This window comes from Nocardioides sp. YJ-D4, from assembly GCF_054031495.1.
Map to the genome: position 1 here is coordinate 5,634,626 of NZ_CM132932.1, position 18,590 is coordinate 5,653,215.

Here is an 18,590-nt window from a genome sequence, read left to right on the forward strand (position 1 = left end):
TCACCCGTTGGGCGGGCCGGCGGGGAGCAGGCCGTGACGGTGGATGAAGACCACGGTCTGCACCCGGTCGCGCAGCTGCAGCTTGGCCAGGCAGGCCGACACGTGGGTCTTCACGGTGGCCTCGGTGAGGAACAGCCGGCGGGCGATCTCGTTGTTGCTCAGTCCCTCGCCGATGAGCAGCAGCACCTCCCGCTCGCGGGCGGTGAGCAGGTCGAGCTCCCGGGGTGGCTTCGGTCTCGGCGCCGACGGGGCGTTGTCGCTGGTCACCCGGCCGATCACCCGCATCGTGACCTCCGGGGCGAGCAGCGCATGCCCTTCGGCGGCGGCCCGCACCGCCTCGGCCAGGGAGTCGGGGTCGGCGTTCTTGAGCAGGAAGCCGCTCGCGCCGGCGGCCAGCGCGTCGAAGAGGTAGTCGTCGCGGTCGAACGTGGTCAGGATGATCACCTTGGCGTGCCCCTCGGCGACCACCGTGCGCGTCGCCTCGATGCCGTCGGTGCCGGGCATCTGTACGTCCATCAGCACCACGTCGGGCCGCAGCTCGCGCGCCTTCGCGATCGCGTCGGCGCCGTCGGAGGCCTCACCGACCACCGAGATGTCGTCCTCCATCGAGAGGATGAGACGGAACCCCGAGCGCACCAGCTGCTGGTCGTCGGCGAGCAGCACCCGGATCATCGCGCCGCTCCCGCCGACGTGACGAGGGAGTCGAGCGGGAACCGCACTCGCACCCGGAACCCCTGCACGGCCCTGGGCCCGATGTCGACCTCCGCCTTCCGGACGGCTGCCCGTTCGCGTACGCCCAGCAGACCCAGGCCGCTGCCGGAGGTGCGGTGCCGGGGCCGGCCGTTGTCGGTGATCTCGACCTCGGCGTACGGCGCGGCGGCCGCCCGGTCGACGCGGAGCACGACCTGGGCGCGGTCGGCGGTGGAGTGGCGGCGTACGTTGGCCAGCGCCTCCTGGACGATTCGGTAGACCGAGTGCGCCAGCGGCACCGAGAGGTCCTCGACCGGACCGACGGCCTCGTAGTCGACCTGCAGTCCGCTCTCGCGCACCTCGTCCAAGAGCGCGGGCAGGTCCTCGAGGCGCGGCTCGGGACGGCGTACTTCCGGGCCCTCGGTCTCCTCGTCGCCGGCCGGGTCGCGCAGGGTGCCGAGCAGCGAACGCATCTGGGTGACGCCCTCGCGCGCAGATGCCTCGACGTTGCCGAGCGCCTCGGCGGCGCCCTGGATGTCATCGGGACGGCCGCGTTCGAGCAGCTTGCGTCCGGCGGCGGCCTGGACGCCCACGACCGCGACGTGGTGGGCGACGACGTCGTGCAGCTCACGGGCGATCCGCAGCCGCTCGTCGATCACGGCGCGGCGCTGCAGCTGCCCGGACTGGGCGGCGATGGTCGCGGCCTGCTCGGCGAGCTCGGCCTTCTGCCGTGCGCCCCGCCAGGCGACCTGGCCGCCGACGATCGCACCGGCGAAGTAGAGCAGGTTCATCAAGGTGGTGAGCAGTACGTAGGCGGTCACCGGCCCGATGAGCGAGGAGCCCTCCGCGTCGGCGGTCGACTCGCGGATCTCGTCGATCCCGCTGCCGACCGCGAACTGCCAGGAGAGCCAGGCGAACATGAACAGGGTGATCAGCCCCATCACGATCACCATGTCCCGCCGGCGCCGTGCCCAGGCGGCTCCGGCGAAGAAGGCGACGAAGTAGATGATCTGCATCGGCAGCAGCCCCATCACGGTCGGCAGCCACACCCCGGTGACGAACATGTGCAGCCCGGCCAGGAGCGCGATCGTGAGCGGGAAGCGCCGCCTGAAGACGAGCAGCGCCGCGCCGATCACCACCGCCGTCCACTCGACCCAGGTCGGTGCGTCGCTGGAGTCCAGCGTCCCGACTCCTCGGATCAGCTCCAGGGTGACCAGGCTCGCGACCAGCACGACCGCACCGACCAGCCAGTCGCCGAGCGTGATCGAGCCTTCCCGCTCCCAGTCGTCGTCGGTCGCGAAGAAGGTCGCCAGCCGGCCGGAGGAGCCGTCGTCGTGCACAGTCACCCGGCCAACCCTAGTTCCAGGGTCGGGCGCCGTCCTCAGTCTCGAGACTGAGTCCGGCAGGTGGCTGGCGGGGTAGTCCGGGAGCGAACTGCCCAAATACTGGCCGGTAATAGGCAGTTCGCTACCGGACTACCCGTTTTCAGCGCGAGCCAGCAGCCCGCTGACGCTTGCGGGCGCGCGAGCCGGGCCGGCTCTTCCGGTTGCCGGTGCCCTCGCCGGCGGGGCGGCGCGGGGGCTGGGCGACGACCGGCACGAACGGGCCGGGCCGGGTGCGCTCGCCGGGAGCCAGCTCGACCAGGATCGGGTGCGAGGGCCCGTCGAGACGGGTGGTGGTCGGCTTGATCCCGGCGGCACGGGTGAGGGTACGGACGTCCTTGACCTGGTCGGGCAGCATCAGTGTGACCACGGTGCCGGAGGCACCGGCGCGGGCCGTACGGCCGGAGCGGTGCAGGTAGGCCTTGTGCTCGGCGGGCGGGTCGGCGTGGACGACCAGGGTGACGTCGTCGACGTGGATGCCGCGGGCCGCGATGTCGGTGGCCACCAGAGTGGTCGCCCGGCCGGAGTGGAAGGCCTCCAGGTTGCGCACCCGGGCGTTCTGGGAGAGGTCGCCGTGGAGCTCGACGGCCGGGATGCCGGCGCGGCCGAGCTGGCGGGCGACGCCCTTGGCGCCGTGCTTGGTGCGGGTGAAGACTACGGTGCGGCCCGGAGCTGCGGCCAGGTCGGCGAGCACCGGGATGCGGTGCTCGCGGGCGGAGAGGTGGAGCACGTGGTGCTCCATCTCGGCCACCGGCGACTGCGCGGAGTCGGCCTCGTGGACGACCGGCTGCTGGAGGAACTGCTTGACCAGCACGTTGACGCCCTTGTCGAGCGTGGCGCTGAACAGGAGGCGCTGGCTGCCCTTCGGCGTCATGGTCAGCAGGCGCCGCACGGCGGGCAGGAAGCCGAGGTCGGCCATGTGGTCGGCCTCGTCCAGGACGGTGACCTCGATCGAGGACAGGTCGGCGTGACGCTGTGCGATTAGGTCCTCGAGCCGGCCGGGGCAGGCGAGGACCACGTCGGCACCCTTGCGCAGGCCGATGACCTGCGGGTTCTGCCCGACACCACCGAAGACGGTCTGCACGCTCAGGCCGGCCTCCGCGGCGAGCGGCCGCAGCGACTCCTCGATCTGGCGGACCAGCTCACGGGTCGGGGCGAGCACGAGCGCCCGCGGCTTGCCGGACTTCGCCCTGGCGCCACCCGCGAGGCGGGCGACGAGCGGAAGCAGGAAGGCGTACGTCTTGCCCGACCCGGTCCGCCCACGACCGAGCACGTCGCGCCCGGCGAGGGAGTCCGGCAGGGTCGCGGCCTGGATCGGGGTGGGGGTGGTGATGCCGTGGTGATCGAGGACGGCGGTGAGGTCTGCGGGCACGCCGAGCGCGCTGAAGGACTGCTGAGACAAGGAGTCAACTTTTCAAGCGATGTGTCTCGCCATAATGAGTTGATACCGAGAGCGGCCGGGGGCAAGACCGGAACGGGCCGCTGATGGATCAGATACTACCGGTAGGTGATCCGTCCACCAGAATCGCCGGTGCCGTGTCTCGGGTCACGTCCACGGATCGACGAGGATCTTCGCGTGCGTCTCCGGGTCGGCCAGGTCCGAGAAGGCCTGGGCGACGCCGTCGAGGCCGACGGTGCCGGTGTGCAGCGGCGAGGGGTCGACCTTACCGCCGGCGATCAGCTCCAGCGTGCGCGCGAACTCCGCGGGGTCGTAGCCGAAGACAAACCGCAGGTCGATCTCCTTGTGGATCGCGATCGCGGGCCGGATCGTGTCCGGCTCCATGCACACCCCGACGACCACGACGCGCGTGTGCAGCGGCGCCGCGGTCATGATCTGCTCGAGCATCCCCGGCACCCCGACGCACTCGAAGACGACCGGACCGGTCGGCGACTGGCCGAGGCGGTCGGCATTGAGCAGCACCGTCTCCCAGGGGAGCAGCGGGATGCGGCGTACGACCTGCATCGCGTCGATCCCGAAGCCCAGGTAGTCGGTCAGCGAGCTGACCGGCCCGCGCTGCTTGTAGGCGTCCCACGGCGAGGACTCGCGCGGGTCGACGACCACGTCGGCACCGCACTTCACCGCGAGGGCGCGCCGCGCGGGGGAGAGGTCGGAGGCGACCACCGTCTTCACCCCCTGTGCCTTGAGCATGAGGATGACGGCCAGCCCGATCGGACCGCAGCCGATGACGACGGCCGGACGCCGTGCCGAGACCGCGCCGCGGCGTACGGCATGGAAGGCGACCGCCAGCGGCTCGGTGAACACGGCCTGGTCGGGCGAGACGCCGTCGGGCACCGGGAAGGTGAAGGCCTCCTGGACGACGCAGTACTCCGCGAACCCGCCGGGGGAGTCGACGTCGAAGCCGACCATGTGGACCGCTCCATCCGTACGCAGCACCGGCAGCGCCGTCACCGACGTGCCCGGCTCCCAGCGGCCGCGGGTCTCCGGGCCGTAGGCCACCACCTCACCGAGAAGCTCATGGCCCAGCACGATCTCCTGATCCGGCGTCATCGCGGTGGTGTAGCCGATCTCGGTGACCACCTCGTTGAGCTCGTCGGCGTGCTCTCGGACATGCAGATCGGAGCCGCAGATCCCGGCGCGCAGCACCTTGATCAGCAGCTGTCCCGGCCCGGGCTCGGGACGCGGGACCGACCGCACGGAGAGCTCGCCCTTGTGGACCACGGTTGCGCGCATCTGGCTCATCGACGCCGACGCTACCTCACCCCGCCCCCACCCGGTCTCAACCAGTCGGCAGCGATCCGGCGGACGAGATCCGGTGCAGGTGAGCGGTGAACGAGTGCTGGTGGTCGACGCGCGGCAGCCGAAGCGCGGCGCCGGTGACCAGGTGCAGCGTGACGTCGATGCGCGGGTTGGCCTTGCGCTCGTCGACGACACCAGTGTCGATGCTGGTCACGTCCTCCCAGAGGATGACGTCGGTATGGCGGGCATATTCGAGGACCAGGCCGCCTTCATAGAGCCCGAGGTCGACCGCGACCGGGCGCTGCAGCCCGAGCCAGGCCAGCCGGAACCCGAGGATCAGCCCGGCGAGCGCAACCAGACCCCCGGCCAGCACGAGCACCATCGGCAGATTCGGCCGAGTGGCGACCCAGGCCCCGAACGCGATGAGCGCCGGGCCGAGGACCAGCCCGACCGGCGCCAGCCACGCCCGTCCGTGCGCGGGGTGGGTGCTCAGCCGGATGCCGAGGTCCTCGGTGAGCGTCTCCTCGCCAGGCGTACGCAGCCACGCCCGCCGCCTCGGCAGCACCATCAGTCCGAGCACCGTGAGCGCGATCCCGCCCCAGAGCACAGGCTCCCGGCCCATCCCGACGATGCGGGCCGGCCACGGGTTGATCGCATGCTCTCCGTAGGCGTCGGAGTCGACCACCCACATCCGGAAGGTCGCCTTCGACGGGTCGGGGTCGCGCCCGATGTCGCGCAGGGTGCCGTGGATGCTTCCGGTGACCCGCTCGCCGTCGACGCGCCACTGGCCGCGGCAGGAGGTGATCTCGCCGGTGCCGCCGTCGAACTCGCACCGCTCCACCACGCTCACCTCCGCCCACTGCCCGCTGTTCCACCGGTCGGCCGCGTGCTGCGCCACGACGGTGGCTGGGAACAGCATCGCCAGGGCGCCGAGGCCCAAGGTGATCAGGACGGTCGCCATCGACGTACGTCGCTGGAGCCGGAGGACCCGGCGAGACGGGTCGATGAGACGGGACTTGGGGCCGGTGGTGGGGGTCACGAGCTCTTTCAGAAGCGATGGATGATCGAATGCAGAGCCTATCGGGGTATGCCAGCCCGCTTCACCGGGCGGTCAGCAGGCTACGCACGATGACTCCGGCAGTGTCCGCCCCGGAAGCGCCGCCGGTGACCAGGGCGGCCACGGCGACCCGGTCGTCGTACGCCGTGAGCCAGCCGTTGGTGTGGTCGGACTCCTCGGCGGTGCCTGCCTTCGCGCCGACCCGGGCAGGTCGCCCAGGCGCGCCGCGGCGGTGCCCCTGGTGGCGGTGGTGCGCAGCAGGTCGCGGAGCCAGCCGGCGGTCAGCGGGGTGATCGGCCGCGGCGCCGACACCTGCTGGGTGCCAGCCGGGATGATCGGCTGACGGAACTCGCCGGCGCGTACGGTCGTGGCCACCGATGCCATGAAGAGCGGTGTCGCGGTCACCTTGCCCTGACCGATGAACTGGGCCGCCTCGTCGCCACCGCGCGCACGCACGGTGTCCGGGCACGGCGCTTGACTGGCACACGAGAAGGAGCAGCGCCGGCCCGGTCACGACGAGGCCCACCCCCGCCCGTCGGGCTCGCCCCGAAGGCTCCGCCGGCTCCATCGACTCGAAGAACATGAGCGAAAGATGATGACGATGCCGTCCCCGCATGGGGAAACAGGCGTGCTGTTACCGCGCTGTTCGGTCGGGATCGGAATCAGACCAATGGATTCGCGAGCGAATCGCGCGTTTCAGGAGTAAAGACACGTACTCGTCTGATTCATGATGAAACCATGTCCCAGACTCCCGAACCGGCCTGCCCGCGCTGTGGTTCGCATCTTGCTGCTGGCGCGACCATCTGTCCCACCTGCGGGACTCCGCGATTCAGCCCGTCGGCGCCGGGCATCCACGACGAACCGACTCTCGTGCCTGGTTCGTGGACTCCGCCGCCCCCGCCGCCGCCCCAGGCTGCTGGCTGGACCCCGCCACCGGCCCCGCCTGCCCCATGGGCGGCACCAGGAGCTCCGCCGCCGGGTTTCTCCGCGCCGGGTCCCAGAAAGCGGACAGGACTGTGGATCGGTCTCGCCGTCGGCGTGACGCTGCTTCTCGTCGCCGGCATCGGCACCACCGCATTCCTGCTCCTGCGCGACGACGTCGAGGAACCGACCGCGGGGCCGGTGACGACCGAGCCGAGCCAGAAGTGGTCATGGGAGTCCGACAAGGAGGTCTCGTACGTCTACCCCGGACCGGGGCTCACTCTGGTCAAGCTGGGTGGCGAGGAGTCCGGGCTGGTTGCCCTGGACGAGGGCGGCAAGGAGCTCTGGCGCGATGAGAGGCACCCCTACAACTACGTCACCTACTACGACGACCTAGAGCTGATCCAGGCGAGCTGGTACGTCGCCACAGCCTCGAGCGCGGGCAGCGACACCGACAGCGGCGACGTCGTGTTCGACTATGACGGCGAGGTCGTCTGGGAGAACACCGATCCGGAGGTCAGCCTCTACGAGATCGCCGAAGACGGCGACCATGTGATCCGCGCCGGGGACAAGCTGACGAAGCTCGATCCCGAGACCAAGGACGAGGACTGGAGCATCACCGGGCAGGACTTCGCCTACACCGACGACGCGACCTACGCCCTCGACGGCGACCAACTGACCCGCTACGCCGAGGAGAGCGACAAGCAGGAGTGGAGCACCGAGCTGCCCGCCGGTCACGCCGATGGTCTGGCGGAGGACTATCTGCTTGGGGTTCACGCCAACGACGACTTCGTTCTGGTCGCGTCCGGCAGCCTGTTCGCCTTCGACCCGAAGACGGGCAAGAGCCTGTGGACCGAGGACACCCCCGGCGACGTGAGGAGCGTCGCCGGCAACAGGTACGCGGTCTCGCAGCCGTACTCCTACGACGAGACCACGGGCGAGTCGGTCGGCCCGAAGCCGCCCTTCCCGATCTTTGGCAGGGAGGGCGAGGCGGGGAGCCTCGGGATCGTCGAAGGCGGCTTCGGGTGGATGGCATTCGAGGTTGTCCAGGTCCGCGGGGAGGAGATGACGCTGCAAAGGTCGAGCGGTCGCCTCTACGCCGCCGACGGCACCTTGGCCGAGGACGGCTATACGCATGTCGCGCAGACCCTCGACGAGGGCGTCTACACCGTCGAAGGCGCGACGATCGGGTACCAGGAGTGGGGCGGTGACGAGCCGGAGTGGACGGTCACGCTGGATGACGTCGAGTCCCTGGCGACGGAAGACGACCCCGGCCAGGATGTCGAGGTGGCCGCCGGGGACGGCGCGATCTTCGTCAATGACAAGCACAGCGTCTGGCGTTATGAGTGAGTCGGTCTGGGTGGTGCCGAGCGGTGCTTGATGCACGGTGTGCGCCGCGGTCTGGATACGATCGGTGTGGCCAGAGCCCACCCGAACGATGCCAGGAGAAACCGTGTCCGAGATCAAGATCGCCGTACTCACCCCCGACGGGCGCGAGGAACGGGCGGTCACTACGGGCACGAAGGCGTGGGAGCTCTTCGCGGACAACCCCGACGTGATCGCGGCCAGGGTCGGGCAGGACCTGAAGGACCTCGCCTACGAGCTGGTCGACGGCGACGCCGTCGAGGGTGTCCTGATCGACTCCAAGGACGGCCACGACATCCTGCGCCACTCGACCGCGCACGTGATGGCGCAGGCGGTGCAGGAGCTCTTCCCGGAGGCCAAGCTCGGCATCGGACCGCCGATCACCGACGGCTTCTACTACGACTTCGACGTCGAGACCCCGTTCCACCCGGAGGACCTGGTCAAGATCGAGTCCCGGATGAAGAAGATCATCAAGGCCAACCAGAAGTTCTCCCGCCGGGTCACCACCGACGACGACGCCCGCGTCGAGCTGGCCGACGAGCCCTACAAGCTCGAGCTGATCGGCCTCAAGGGCTCGGCTGCCGACGCCGCCGAAGGTGCCAGCGCGGAGGTCGGCGGCGGCGAGCTGACGATCTACGACAACCTCGACCGCAACGGCGAGATCGCGTGGAAGGACCTGTGCCGCGGTCCGCACCTGCCGACCACCAAGCGGATCCCGGCCTTCAAGCTGATGCGCAGCGCCGCGGCGTACTGGCGCGGCGACGAGAAGAACAAGCAGCTCCAGCGCATCTACGGCACCGCCTGGGAGTCCAAGGAGGCGCTCGACGCCCACCTGGCCAGGATCGAGGAGGCCGAGCGCCGCGATCACCGCAAGCTCGGCCGCGAGCTCGACCTGTTCTCCTTCCCCGACGAGATCGGCTCCGGCCTCCCGGTCTTCCACCCCAAGGGCGGGATCATCAAGCGGGAGATGGAGGACTACGTACGCGCCAAGCACATCGAGCACGGCTTCGAGTACGTCGGCACCCCGCACATCGCCCGTGAGCAGCTCTTCCACACCTCGGGCCATCTGCCCTACTACGGCGACGGCATGTTCCCGGCGCTGGACGTGGACGGCCAGGACTACCGCCTCAAGGCGATGAACTGCCCGATGCACAACCTGATCTTCCGTTCGCGCGGGCGCTCCTACCGTGAGCTGCCGCTGCGGCTGTTCGAGTTCGGGTCGGTCTACCGCAACGAGAAGTCGGGCGTCATCCACGGGCTCACCCGCGTGCGTGGCTTCGCCCAAGACGACTCCCACTCCTACTGCACCAAGGAGCAGGCGCCGGCCGAGGTCAAGCACCTGCTCGACTTCATGCTGACCGTGCTCAAGGACTTCGGTCTCGACGACTTCTACCTGGAGATGTCGACCCGCGACGACTCCAACAAGGACAAGTTCGTCGGCAGCGACGAGGACTGGGCCGAGGCCACCAAGATCCTCGAGGACGTGGCGTCCGAGACCGGTCTCGACCTCGTGCCCGACCCGGGCGGTGCGGCGTTCTACGGGCCGAAGATCTCCGTCCAGGCCAAGGACGCGATCGGCCGGACCTGGCAGATGGGCACGGTGCAGTACGACTTCAACCAGCCCGCCGCGGACCGGTTCAACCTGGAGTACCAGGCCGCCGACGGCACCCGCCAGCAGCCGGTGATGATCCACTCGGCCAAGTTCGGTTCGATCGAGCGGTTCCTGGGTGTGCTGGTCGAGCACTACGCCGGCGCCATGCCGCCGTGGCTCGCCCCGGTCCAGGTCGTCGGGATCCCGGTCGCCGACGCGTTCGACGACTACCTCTACGAGGTCGCCGCCAAGCTGAAGGCCAAGGGCATCCGGGTCGAGGTCGACGAGTCCGACGACCGCTTCCAGAAGAAGATCCGCAACGCCCAGCTCCAGAAGATCCCGTTCATGCTGATCGCGGGTGGCGAGGACGTCGAGAAGGGCGCGGTCAGCTTCCGCTACCGCGACGGCCACCAGGAGAACGGCATCCCGGTCGACGAGGCGATCGAGCGGATCGTCGCCGCTGTGGAGTCGCACGAGCAAGTCTGACCCGAGACCTCTCGAGGGCGGTGCGTGACATGTCACGCGCCGCCCTCGCGGCATTTCGGGCGGGCCGCTGAGCGGCGGAAAGATAAACGTGACACGAAGTCGCGCGTACTCTTGTTATCGGGACGCGTGTCCGGGTAACGTGGGTCACGTCGTTAGCAGCTCAACGTAGAACTCAACGGTGAAGGAGCGATCGTCATGACCGCCGTTCAGGATGAGAAGTCCACTGGATACGTCCGCCAGGGCAAGCAGGCCTACCTCGACACGCTTCGTACGCTGTCCGAGGCCTCGGTGGAGGTGCACTTCGACCCGTTCAAGGACATCGACTGGGACTCCGACGAGCTCGCGGTGCTGCCGGGCGACGAGCGCTGGATCCTCAACGACGCCGACGAGATCGGTGCCCACCCGTGGTACAAGGCGCTGTCCAAGGAGCGCCAGATCGAGATCGGGATGTACCGCTGGGCCCAGGTCGCCAAGGTCGGCCTGCAGTTCGAGCAGCTGCTCATCGGCGGCGTCATGAACCACCTGGTCTGGTCGAAGAACAACAACCCGGAGTTCCGCTACGCGACTCACGAGGTGACCGAGGAGACCCACCACACCCAGATGTTCCAGGAGCTCGTCAACCGGGTGAACCCGGACGTGGCGGGTGCGCCGACCTACTACAAGGTGCTGGTGCCGCTCCTGGCCTCGGCGGGTGCCTGGTTCCCGGAGGCGTTCTTCACCGGCATCCTCGCCGGTGAGGAGCCGATCGACCACCTGCAGAAGGGCGCGATGCGCGCCGGCGGCAGCCACCCCGTGGCCAACCGCGTGATGCAGATCCACATCGCCGAGGAGGCGCGCCACATCGGCTTCGCCCACCAGTACCTCGAGCAGCACGTGCCCGAGCTCGGCCGGGTGAAGAAGACCCTGCTGGCCTACCTGTTCCCGATCATCATGCGCCTGCTCTGCGACGTGATCATGGTCCCGAGCAAGCAGGCCCGCCACGACATGGGCATCCCGGACGAGGTCGCCCGCGAGATCTGGTGGAACTCCGAGGAGTCCGAGAAGCTGCTGCGTGACCTCTTCGGTGACGTACGCCTCCTGGCCGACAACCTCGGCATCCGCAAGGGCCCGGCCAAGCTGCTGTGGAGGATGACCGGCATCGACGGCCGCGCCTCGCGCTTCCGCGCCGAGCCGCGCGCGGCGTCCTACTGATCCCCTGAGCCCGACGCCCTAGAACGGTAGTCCCAAAGTGCCTCATGTCGTCACTCAGTCGTGCTGTGCGGACGCCTCGTGCGTGGTCGCCTGCCCGGTCAACTGCATCCACCCCGCCCCGGGCGAGCCCGGCTTCGGCGAGGCCGAGATGCTCTACGTCGATGCCAAGAGCTGCGTCGACTGCGGAGCCTGCGTCACGGCCTGCCCGGCCGACGCGATCGTCCCGCACACGACCCTGACGGCCGCGCAGACGCCATTCCTGGCGATCAACGCGGAGTACTTCGAGGTCTTCCCGCACAAGGACCGCACCCCGCTCGCCCTGGTCCACCCCCAGCGCCGGCTGACCCGCACCGGACCGTTCCGGGTCGCGGTGGTCGGCGCCGGACCGGCGGGGATGTACGCCGCCGACGAGCTGCTCAAGCACCCCGAGATCTCCGTCGACGTCTTCGACCGGCTGCCGACGCCGTACGGCCTGGTCCGGGCCGGTGTCGCGCCCGACCACCAGAACACCAAGCAGGTCGAGAAGCTCTTCGCGCAGATCGAGTCGCAGCCCGGGTTCCGCTACTTCCTGGGCGTCGAGGTCGGCAAGGACGTCTCCCACGCCGAGCTGACCGCTCGCTACCACGCGGTCGTCTACACCGTGGGCGCGGCGAGCGACCGCGCCCTCGGGATCGACGGCGACGACCTTCCCGGCTCGTTGAGTGCGACCGACTTCGTCGGCTGGTACAACGGCCACCCGGACAAGCAGGACCTGCCCGTCCACCTCGATGTGGAGTCCCTCCCGTCGCGACGGGTCGTCCTGGTCGGCAACGGCAACGTGGCGCTCGACTGCGCCCGGATCCTTGCCGAGGACCCCGAGCGGCTGGCCCGGACCGACGTCGCCGAGGGACCGCTGGCGGTGCTGCGCGACAGCGCGGTGAGGGAGGTCGTCGTCCTCGGGCGCAGGGGGCCCGGGGAGGCGGCCTTCACCGTGCCCGAGCTGGTCGGGTTGATGGGGCACACCGGGATCAACGTCATCGTCGATACGGGGGACCTGCCGATCGAGGAGGCGCTCGCCGGCGGCGACACCACCACCCGGCTGCTGCGTGAGCTCGCCGGCCGCGAGGTGCGTCCGGAGCTGCGTACGATCGTGCTTCGCTTCCTCAGCTCGCCGGTGCGCGTGCTGGGTGAGGGCCGGGTCACCGGGGTCGAGGTCGGCCGCAACCGCCTCGAGCGCGACGAGAACGGCGTCGTCCGGGCGGTTGCGACCGGCGAGACCGAGGTCCTCGAGACCGGGATGCTGCTGCGCGCGGTCGGCTACAAGGGGCTGCCCGTGGCCGACCTCCCCTACGACGCCGCGACCGGCACCGTCCCCAACGAGCGCGGCCGGGTTCTCCCGGGCGTCTATGTCGCGGGCTGGGTCAAGCGTGGTCCCAACGGCTTCATCGGCACCAACAAGTCCGACGCCGAGGAGACGGTCGAGCAGCTGCTCGACGACCTCGACACGGACCGCATCCCGGCTCCGGTCGGTGACGCCGGCGAGATCACCGCGGTCGTACGCAGCCGCCAGCCCGGCATGGTCGACCTGGCCGGCTGGCAGGCGATCGACCGCGAGGAGAAGCGACGTGGCGCCGAGTCCGGCCGGCCGCGGGTGAAGATCACCGATGTCGAGGAGATGCGGGGCATCGCCGCGAAGTCGCGGAAACCCCGATACTCTCTTGGGCGTCGCAAGGAGCGCTGAAAACGCTCTCGACAAACGTCACGGGATCAGGGGGAGAAGCGGGTGGCCGGGGAGAAGCGCGATGGTCGGCAGGATCGGTGGAGCAAGCACAACGAGCAGCGCCGCCAGCAGATCATCGACGCCGCGATCGCGGTGATCGAGGCCGGTGAGCCCGGCGCCGACGTGCAGGTGCAGCAGATCGCGGTGCGCGCCGGGCTGTCCCGCACGGTCATCTACCGCCACTTCGAGGACCGCGCCGACCTCGACCGAGCCGTCCAGCAGGCGATCCTCGACGGGCTCTGGTCCGATCTGCTGCCAGGGATCACCCTCGACGGCACGGTCCCGCAGATCATCGAGCGGATCATCGGCACCTACATCCACTGGGCGCGGGCGCATCCCGCCCTCCACCTCGCTGCCGACCACGACATCGAAGGCGGCGACGACGAGGGCCCGTTCCAGCAGGGCATGGAGCAGCTCGCCGGCCGGATCTCGGCGATCGTCGGCACCGCCGTCCTCGCCCTCGGGGGTACGCCCACCGAGGAGGAGGCCGAGGCCCTCGACCCGCTGATCTACGGTCTGGTCGGCGCGGTCTTCGGGGCCGTACGCCGTTGGCTGACCCGCACCGGCGACCGGCTGCCTGCCGAGACGCTGGAGCGGCTCACTGCTCGGTCCATCTGGTTCGTCATCGACGGCCATGCCCGCGGCTTCGGGATCGAGCTCGATCCCGACCTTCCTCTGGAAGAACTCCTGTCCAAGGACATCCTCGCGGTATAGCCTCCCGGTATCACCCGGCCGCACGGCCGTTCATTCCAGGAGAAGACCATGCCCCACATGCGCAGACTCTCGATCGCCGTCACCGCCGGACTGGCGGCCACCGCCGGGTTCGCCGTCCCGCTGAGCCCGGTGACCGCGGCCCCGGGCAGCGGCTCCTCCGAGGGCACCGCCCGCGTGTTCATGGTGAACCCGGTCCAGTCGAGCAACGACCAGAACCTGACCGACCAGAAGGACGCCGCGAGCGCCGTCCCGGACAGCGCCTACGCCGAGGTGCCGCTCACCCACCTGGACGGCTCGGGCTACCTCCGCGGCGACTACGCCGTCGTCGAGTCGAGCACCGGCACGCCTGCGTACTCCACGACCAACAGCTACTCCTACGACCGCCACCAGGACCAGTTCGAGCAGGTCATGGGCTACTTCTGGGTCACCCGGGCGCAGACCTATCTGCACACCCTCGGCTTCGGCGAGACGCTCCCGGGCGTCCTGAACCAGCCGTTCTCGGTCAAGATCAACCAGTACGGCGGCGACAACTCCTACCAGACCGACAAGCCCTACCGGATCCGGCTGGGCAAGGGCGGCGTCGACGACGCCGAGGACGCCGAGGTGATCGTCCACGAGTACGGCCACGCCGTCCACGCCAGCCAGGTGCCCGGCTACGGCAGCAGCCTGGACGCCGGCGCGATCGGGGAGTCGTTCGGCGACTACCTCGCCGTGACCGTCGGGCTCGACGCCGCCTCGGAGTTCGGCTGGCCGGTCGCCGCCGACCCCTCCTGCCCGATGGACTGGGACGCGACCTCCTACACCGACGCCCCGCACTGCATCCGCAGCTTCCACCTCGACCTGACCCTCGAGGACCGCCGCAACCAGGTCCACTACGACGGCCAGATCTGGAGCCAGGCGCTGTGGGAGATCCGCGAGGGCTACGAGGCACTCGGCCTCTCGACCCGCGACTGGGACACCACGCTGATCTACTCCCAGTTCTCCTACGCCCCGGACACCAGCTTCCAGGCCGCCGCAGCCGAGACGTACGCCGCAGCGGCTGCTCGCGACGGCCAGGCCGCCGCCGACCTGGTCCGCGACCGGTTCGCCGCCCGGGGGATCACCTTCTGATCATCAGCGGCGCCGCCAGACGTGCCAGTCGCCGTAGCTGGCACGTTTGGCGTAGTGCCGCTGGAGATACTGCTGCGCGTGGTCGCCGTCGAGCCCCCAGGTGTCGAGACTGTCGCCGTGGTGACGACCCACTGCGGCGCCGAGGGCCCGGCCATCACGCCGTGCAGCTGGGCCAGGTGTGGGTCGCGGACACGCGCCGGGAGGCTCCACAGATTCTCGTACGGGCTGTCCAGTCCGCTCGCAGCGATGATCTCGGGGTGCCCGAAGCCGACGACGACACCGTCGGTGGGGCGCGCGTGCTCGCGCAGGTAGGAGGAGACTCGGCTCTCCGGTGTGACCTGCGGTGGCGCGATAACCCATGACGTCCAGACCGCGACGGCGGCCGCGGCCGAGTAGGCCACTGCGCAGCTCAGTGCCGGACCGGACCGCGGACCGGGCCGGGCGATGGCGACCAACAGCACGAGGCCGGGAACGATGCCGGTCAGGTAGTGCAGCCAGTAGCTCCCGCCCGCGGCGATCGCGAACAGCTCCCACGCGGTCATGGCGAGCACGGGCCTGGCCAGCGGCGCCCCGCGGGTGAGGACCGCGGCGACCGCGATGACGAGCACCACGGCGGCACCGCTGCCCAGCGACGCCGCCGTGAGCAGCATGCCCCGGGCAACGGTCTCTGACGATGCCGAGCCGTCGATCGTCGCCACGGCCTCGATACGGAAGACCACGACCGCGCTCCACAGCTCAGGCACGGACGTCCCCCGGGCCCAGGCTCCGAGGACGGCCGCGCCGAGCAGCACCGCGGCGCCGCCCGCGAACGTGGCGGCCCGTTCCCACAACCGGGGAACCCGCCCGTGGGACACCGCGACGAGAACGGCTGTGAACACGAAGACGTCGATGAAGTTCTGCTTCACCAGCGCGGCCGCCATGCCGGCTGCCCCCGCCCCGGCGGCGAGCACGGCCGTACGCCAACCCCATGACCTGCGCATCGCCGTCACCGCCCACACCAGACCGAGCAGGACGAACGGCACCGCGAGCAGCTCACCGTTGACCGCTGACATCCCGAGCAGCGGGCTCGACAGCAGTGCGGCCGCCAGCACGACTGCCGTGAGCCGCGCTGAGCGATGGCCAGGGGACACCTGGCTCGCCAGGACGCCGGCCAGGACCACCGACATCCCGCTGGCCACGGCGCCGAGCAGCTTGAGCCCGGGGGCGACGAGCCCGGAGGTCGTCACGTCCGCAGGCCCGAAGTGGCCTGCGATGGTGAACAGCCACAGCAGCAGAGGTGGCCGGTCGACCCAGTAGTCCCCGTACAGCGAACGGCCCGGCCTCCACTGCTCGGCGAGCATCAGGAATCCACTCTCGTCCGAGGTCAGCGGCCGGTCGAGGAAGGGCAGCCACGCGGCTGTCGCCAGCAGAGCAGCGACGAGCACGATCGCGGTGTCTGCCCAGTCTCTGCCTGCGAAGCGTGCGGCGCTGCCGCCGGGCCTCGCGGGCGTCGACGCAGAGGTGCGGGCGCTGACGGGAGTGGTCACTTCGGCACGCTGGGTGAGGCTGGATCAAGGGCGATGGAGCCGCTTGCGCGCGACGTCGTGGGGTGTTCCCACTCTATGACCGTCACCCAAGCGAGTGCCGGGGTTGCTCGGTCTAGGCCTCGCGCAGGTAGGCGAGGACGGCCGAGACGCGTCGGTCGGTGGTGGGGTCGAGGCGGAGCTTGGCGAAGATGTTGCCGACGTGCTTGCGTACGGCGGCCTCGGAGACGAAGAGCGCGGTGGCGATGCTGCCGTTGGTACGCCCCTCGGCCATCAGGCCCAGGACCTCGCGCTCGCGCTCCGAGAGCACGTCGAGCGGGCCGTCCGGCTGGTGCCGGTTGAGGAGGCCGCGTACGACCTGCGGGTCGACGACGGTCTCGCCGCCGGCCACCCGGTCCAGGCTGTCGAGGAAGTCGCGGACATGGCCGACCCGGTCCTTGAGCAGGTAGCCGATGCCGCCGCCACCGGTGGTGTCGAGGAGCTCGGCGAGGTAGGCGTCGGCGACATAGGCCGAGAGCACCAGGACCGCCAGGTCGGGGTGCCGTCGGCGGAGCTCGGCGGCGGCACGCAGCCCCTCGTCGGTGTGGGTCGGCGGCATCCGGATGTCGGTGATCACCACGTCGGGTCGGGTGTGGTCGGTGAAGGCGAGCAGGGCGTCGGCGTCGCCGACCGCGGCGATGACCTCGTGGCCGGCGCGCTCGAGGATGGCGAGGAGGCCCTCGCGCAGCAGCGCGGCGTCCTCGGCCAGGACGATCCTCAGGGGAGCACGGTCGGGCACGTCATCCTCACTTCCGTCGGTCCGCCCGTCGGGCTGGTGACCTCCAGCGTCCCGTCCAGGGCGGCCAGCCGGGTGGCCAGGCCGGCGAGCCCGCCCCCGGGACGCACGGTGGCGCCGCCGGCCCCATCATCGCGTACGCAGACCTGCAGCCGGTCACCGGTGACCTGCCCCTGCACGCGCGCGGAGCGGGCACGGGCATGGCGGACCGCGTTGGTGAGCGCCTCGGCGACCACGAAGTACGCCGCGGCCTCGACCGGTGCCGGCAACCGGCCGTCGACCCGCAGGTCGACCGCGACCGGCAGCCCGGCGGCGTCGGCGAGCTCGCGGACGGCAGCGGTGAGCCCGTGGTCGACCAGCACCCGCGGATGGATCCCGCGGACGGTGGCACGGAGCTCGGCCAGCGCCGTCTCGGCCTGGGCGTGGGCCTGCCGGACGAGGTCGAGCCCGGCACCCTCGGGCACCTCCAGCTCGGCCAGGCCGAGCGTCATGGTCAGCGCGACCAGCCGCTGCTGCGCGCCGTCGTGCAGGTCGCGCTCGATCCGGCTGCGCTCGGTCTCGAAGGCGTCGACGAGGTCGACCCGGGATCGGCGCAGGTCGGCGACGGCCGCGGCCAGCCGGGCCTGGGCCGGTTCGAGCAGGAGCCGCGCCAGGCTGGCCTGGGCGGCGGCGAGGAGGGTGGCGGCGTACAGGCCGGCGATCAGCAGCACCAGCCCCGGGGCCACGGCGATCCAGGCCTCGGTGGGCGTGGTGAGCTGCCAGGGTCCGAAGGCGACGGGACCGTCGATCCGGACCAGGGCAGGGGCGAGCACGAGCACACCCGGGATGGTGATGATCAGGTTGAGCGCGACGGCGTCGACCAGCCACATGACCGTGGCGAACAGCACGGTGTAGCCGACCTCGGGTCCGGAGATCCGCAGCCGGCGCAGTGCCCGGAGCCGGTCGCTCCAGGCGATCGGCGCAGGCTCGGCCGATCCCGGACGTGCCTCGGGCAGGACCAGCCGGAGGCGTACGCGCTCCACGTCGGCGACGAGCGCCGCCAGCAGCGGAATTCCGGCGAGCACCAGCACCCCGACCACGATGATCAGGGTGAGCAGTCCGACGCCGACCAGCACGAACAGCAGGACGGCGACGACGAGACCGACCAGCGCTCCGGAGGCCAGGTAGGCCAGGGCGCGCCAGGGCCAGCTGGAGGAGAGCAGCCGCCAGGGCGAGGAGCGCAGCGCGGCCCAGACGTCGGGTGGAGGTCTCATGACCCTCGAGCCTAGGCACTCACGACCCCGCGGCGGGGTAGCGCACGCGCTACCTCGTCGTGGCGTCTGCGCCCG

Annotated in this window: 14 protein-coding genes; 6 read left to right on the forward strand and 8 right to left on the reverse strand. The window is 70.4% G+C overall.

What is annotated here, in order from left to right:
• The 6 genes from ACW14X_RS26950 to ACW14X_RS26975 form a co-directional block, all read right to left on the reverse strand.
• Positions 1–672: a response regulator transcription factor gene (locus ACW14X_RS26950; RefSeq protein WP_350843901.1), complete on the reverse strand. Its 672-nt coding sequence runs from the start codon at positions 670–672 to the stop codon at positions 1–3.
• Complete coding sequence (locus tag ACW14X_RS26955; RefSeq protein ID WP_457163920.1) at positions 669–2,036, reverse strand: sensor histidine kinase; 1,368 nt, start codon at positions 2,034–2,036, stop codon at positions 669–671. The genes ACW14X_RS26950 and ACW14X_RS26955 overlap by 4 nt, the downstream gene beginning before the upstream one ends.
• Before the next feature lie 139 nt (positions 2,037–2,175).
• Positions 2,176–3,474, reverse strand: coding sequence for a DEAD/DEAH box helicase (locus ACW14X_RS26960; protein ID WP_350843904.1), 1,299 nt, complete (start codon positions 3,472–3,474; stop codon positions 2,176–2,178).
• A gap of 144 nt (positions 3,475–3,618) precedes the next feature.
• On the reverse strand, positions 3,619–4,773 hold the full coding sequence (locus ACW14X_RS26965) for a zinc-binding dehydrogenase (RefSeq protein ID WP_457163921.1): 1,155 nt from the start codon (positions 4,771–4,773) through the stop codon (positions 3,619–3,621).
• A gap of 37 nt (positions 4,774–4,810) precedes the next feature.
• Positions 4,811–5,809, reverse strand: coding sequence for a hypothetical protein (locus ACW14X_RS26970; RefSeq protein ID WP_457163922.1), 999 nt, complete (start codon positions 5,807–5,809; stop codon positions 4,811–4,813).
• 72 nt (positions 5,810–5,881) lie between these two features.
• On the reverse strand, positions 5,882–6,283 hold the full coding sequence (locus ACW14X_RS26975; RefSeq protein ID WP_457163923.1) for a hypothetical protein: 402 nt from the start codon (positions 6,281–6,283) through the stop codon (positions 5,882–5,884).
• Between the two features lie 582 nt (positions 6,284–6,865).
• Between ACW14X_RS26975 and ACW14X_RS26980 the strand changes: the two genes are divergently transcribed.
• From ACW14X_RS26980 to ACW14X_RS27005, 6 genes are all read left to right on the forward strand, one after another.
• A complete protein-coding gene (locus ACW14X_RS26980; RefSeq protein ID WP_457163924.1) occupies positions 6,866–8,098 on the forward strand; it encodes an outer membrane protein assembly factor BamB family protein in 1,233 nt (410 codons plus the stop codon).
• A 103-nt stretch (positions 8,099–8,201) separates the two neighbouring features.
• The gene (gene thrS / locus ACW14X_RS26985; protein WP_457163925.1) at positions 8,202–10,190 is read left to right on the forward strand and encodes a threonine--tRNA ligase; all 1,989 of its coding nucleotides are present in this window, start codon (positions 8,202–8,204) and stop codon (positions 10,188–10,190) included.
• A 195-nt stretch (positions 10,191–10,385) separates the two neighbouring features.
• Positions 10,386–11,381 carry an AurF N-oxygenase family protein gene (locus ACW14X_RS26990; RefSeq protein WP_160022804.1) on the forward strand — a complete coding sequence of 332 codons (996 nt, stop codon included), beginning with the start codon at positions 10,386–10,388 and terminating at the stop codon, positions 11,379–11,381.
• 82 nt (positions 11,382–11,463) lie between these two features.
• Positions 11,464–13,101, forward strand: coding sequence for an FAD-dependent oxidoreductase (locus ACW14X_RS26995; RefSeq protein ID WP_457163926.1), 1,638 nt, complete (start codon positions 11,464–11,466; stop codon positions 13,099–13,101).
• A gap of 42 nt (positions 13,102–13,143) precedes the next feature.
• On the forward strand, positions 13,144–13,854 hold the full coding sequence (locus ACW14X_RS27000) for a TetR/AcrR family transcriptional regulator (protein ID WP_160022808.1): 711 nt from the start codon (positions 13,144–13,146) through the stop codon (positions 13,852–13,854).
• Positions 13,855–13,911: 57 nt separating this feature from the next.
• Positions 13,912–14,964, forward strand: coding sequence for a M36 family metallopeptidase (locus ACW14X_RS27005; RefSeq protein ID WP_350843916.1), 1,053 nt, complete (start codon positions 13,912–13,914; stop codon positions 14,962–14,964).
• Between the two features lie 1,638 nt (positions 14,965–16,602).
• Here the strand turns inward: ACW14X_RS27005 and ACW14X_RS27010 are convergent.
• Complete coding sequence (locus tag ACW14X_RS27010; RefSeq protein WP_160022814.1) at positions 16,603–17,265, reverse strand: response regulator; 663 nt, start codon at positions 17,263–17,265, stop codon at positions 16,603–16,605.
• Positions 17,244–18,515 carry a sensor domain-containing protein gene (locus tag ACW14X_RS27015; protein ID WP_457163927.1) on the reverse strand — a complete coding sequence of 424 codons (1,272 nt, stop codon included), beginning with the start codon at positions 18,513–18,515 and terminating at the stop codon, positions 17,244–17,246. Before ACW14X_RS27015 ends, ACW14X_RS27010 begins: the two co-directional genes overlap by 22 nt.
• Positions 18,516–18,590 lie beyond the last annotated feature (75 nt).

Coding starts and splice junctions, on each gene's coding strand:
- ACW14X_RS26950 (WP_350843901.1), bottom strand. CDS start 672: ATGATCCGGGTGCTGCTCGCCGACGACCAGCAGCTGGTGCGCTCGGGG.
- ACW14X_RS26965 (WP_457163921.1), bottom strand. CDS start 4,773: ATGAGCCAGATGCGCGCAACCGTGGTCCACAAGGGCGAGCTCTCCGTG.
- ACW14X_RS26990 (WP_160022804.1), top strand. CDS start 10,386: ATGACCGCCGTTCAGGATGAGAAGTCCACTGGATACGTCCGCCAGGGC.
- ACW14X_RS27005 (WP_350843916.1), top strand. CDS start 13,912: ATGCGCAGACTCTCGATCGCCGTCACCGCCGGACTGGCGGCCACCGCC.
- ACW14X_RS27015 (WP_457163927.1), bottom strand. CDS start 18,515: ATGAGACCTCCACCCGACGTCTGGGCCGCGCTGCGCTCCTCGCCCTGG.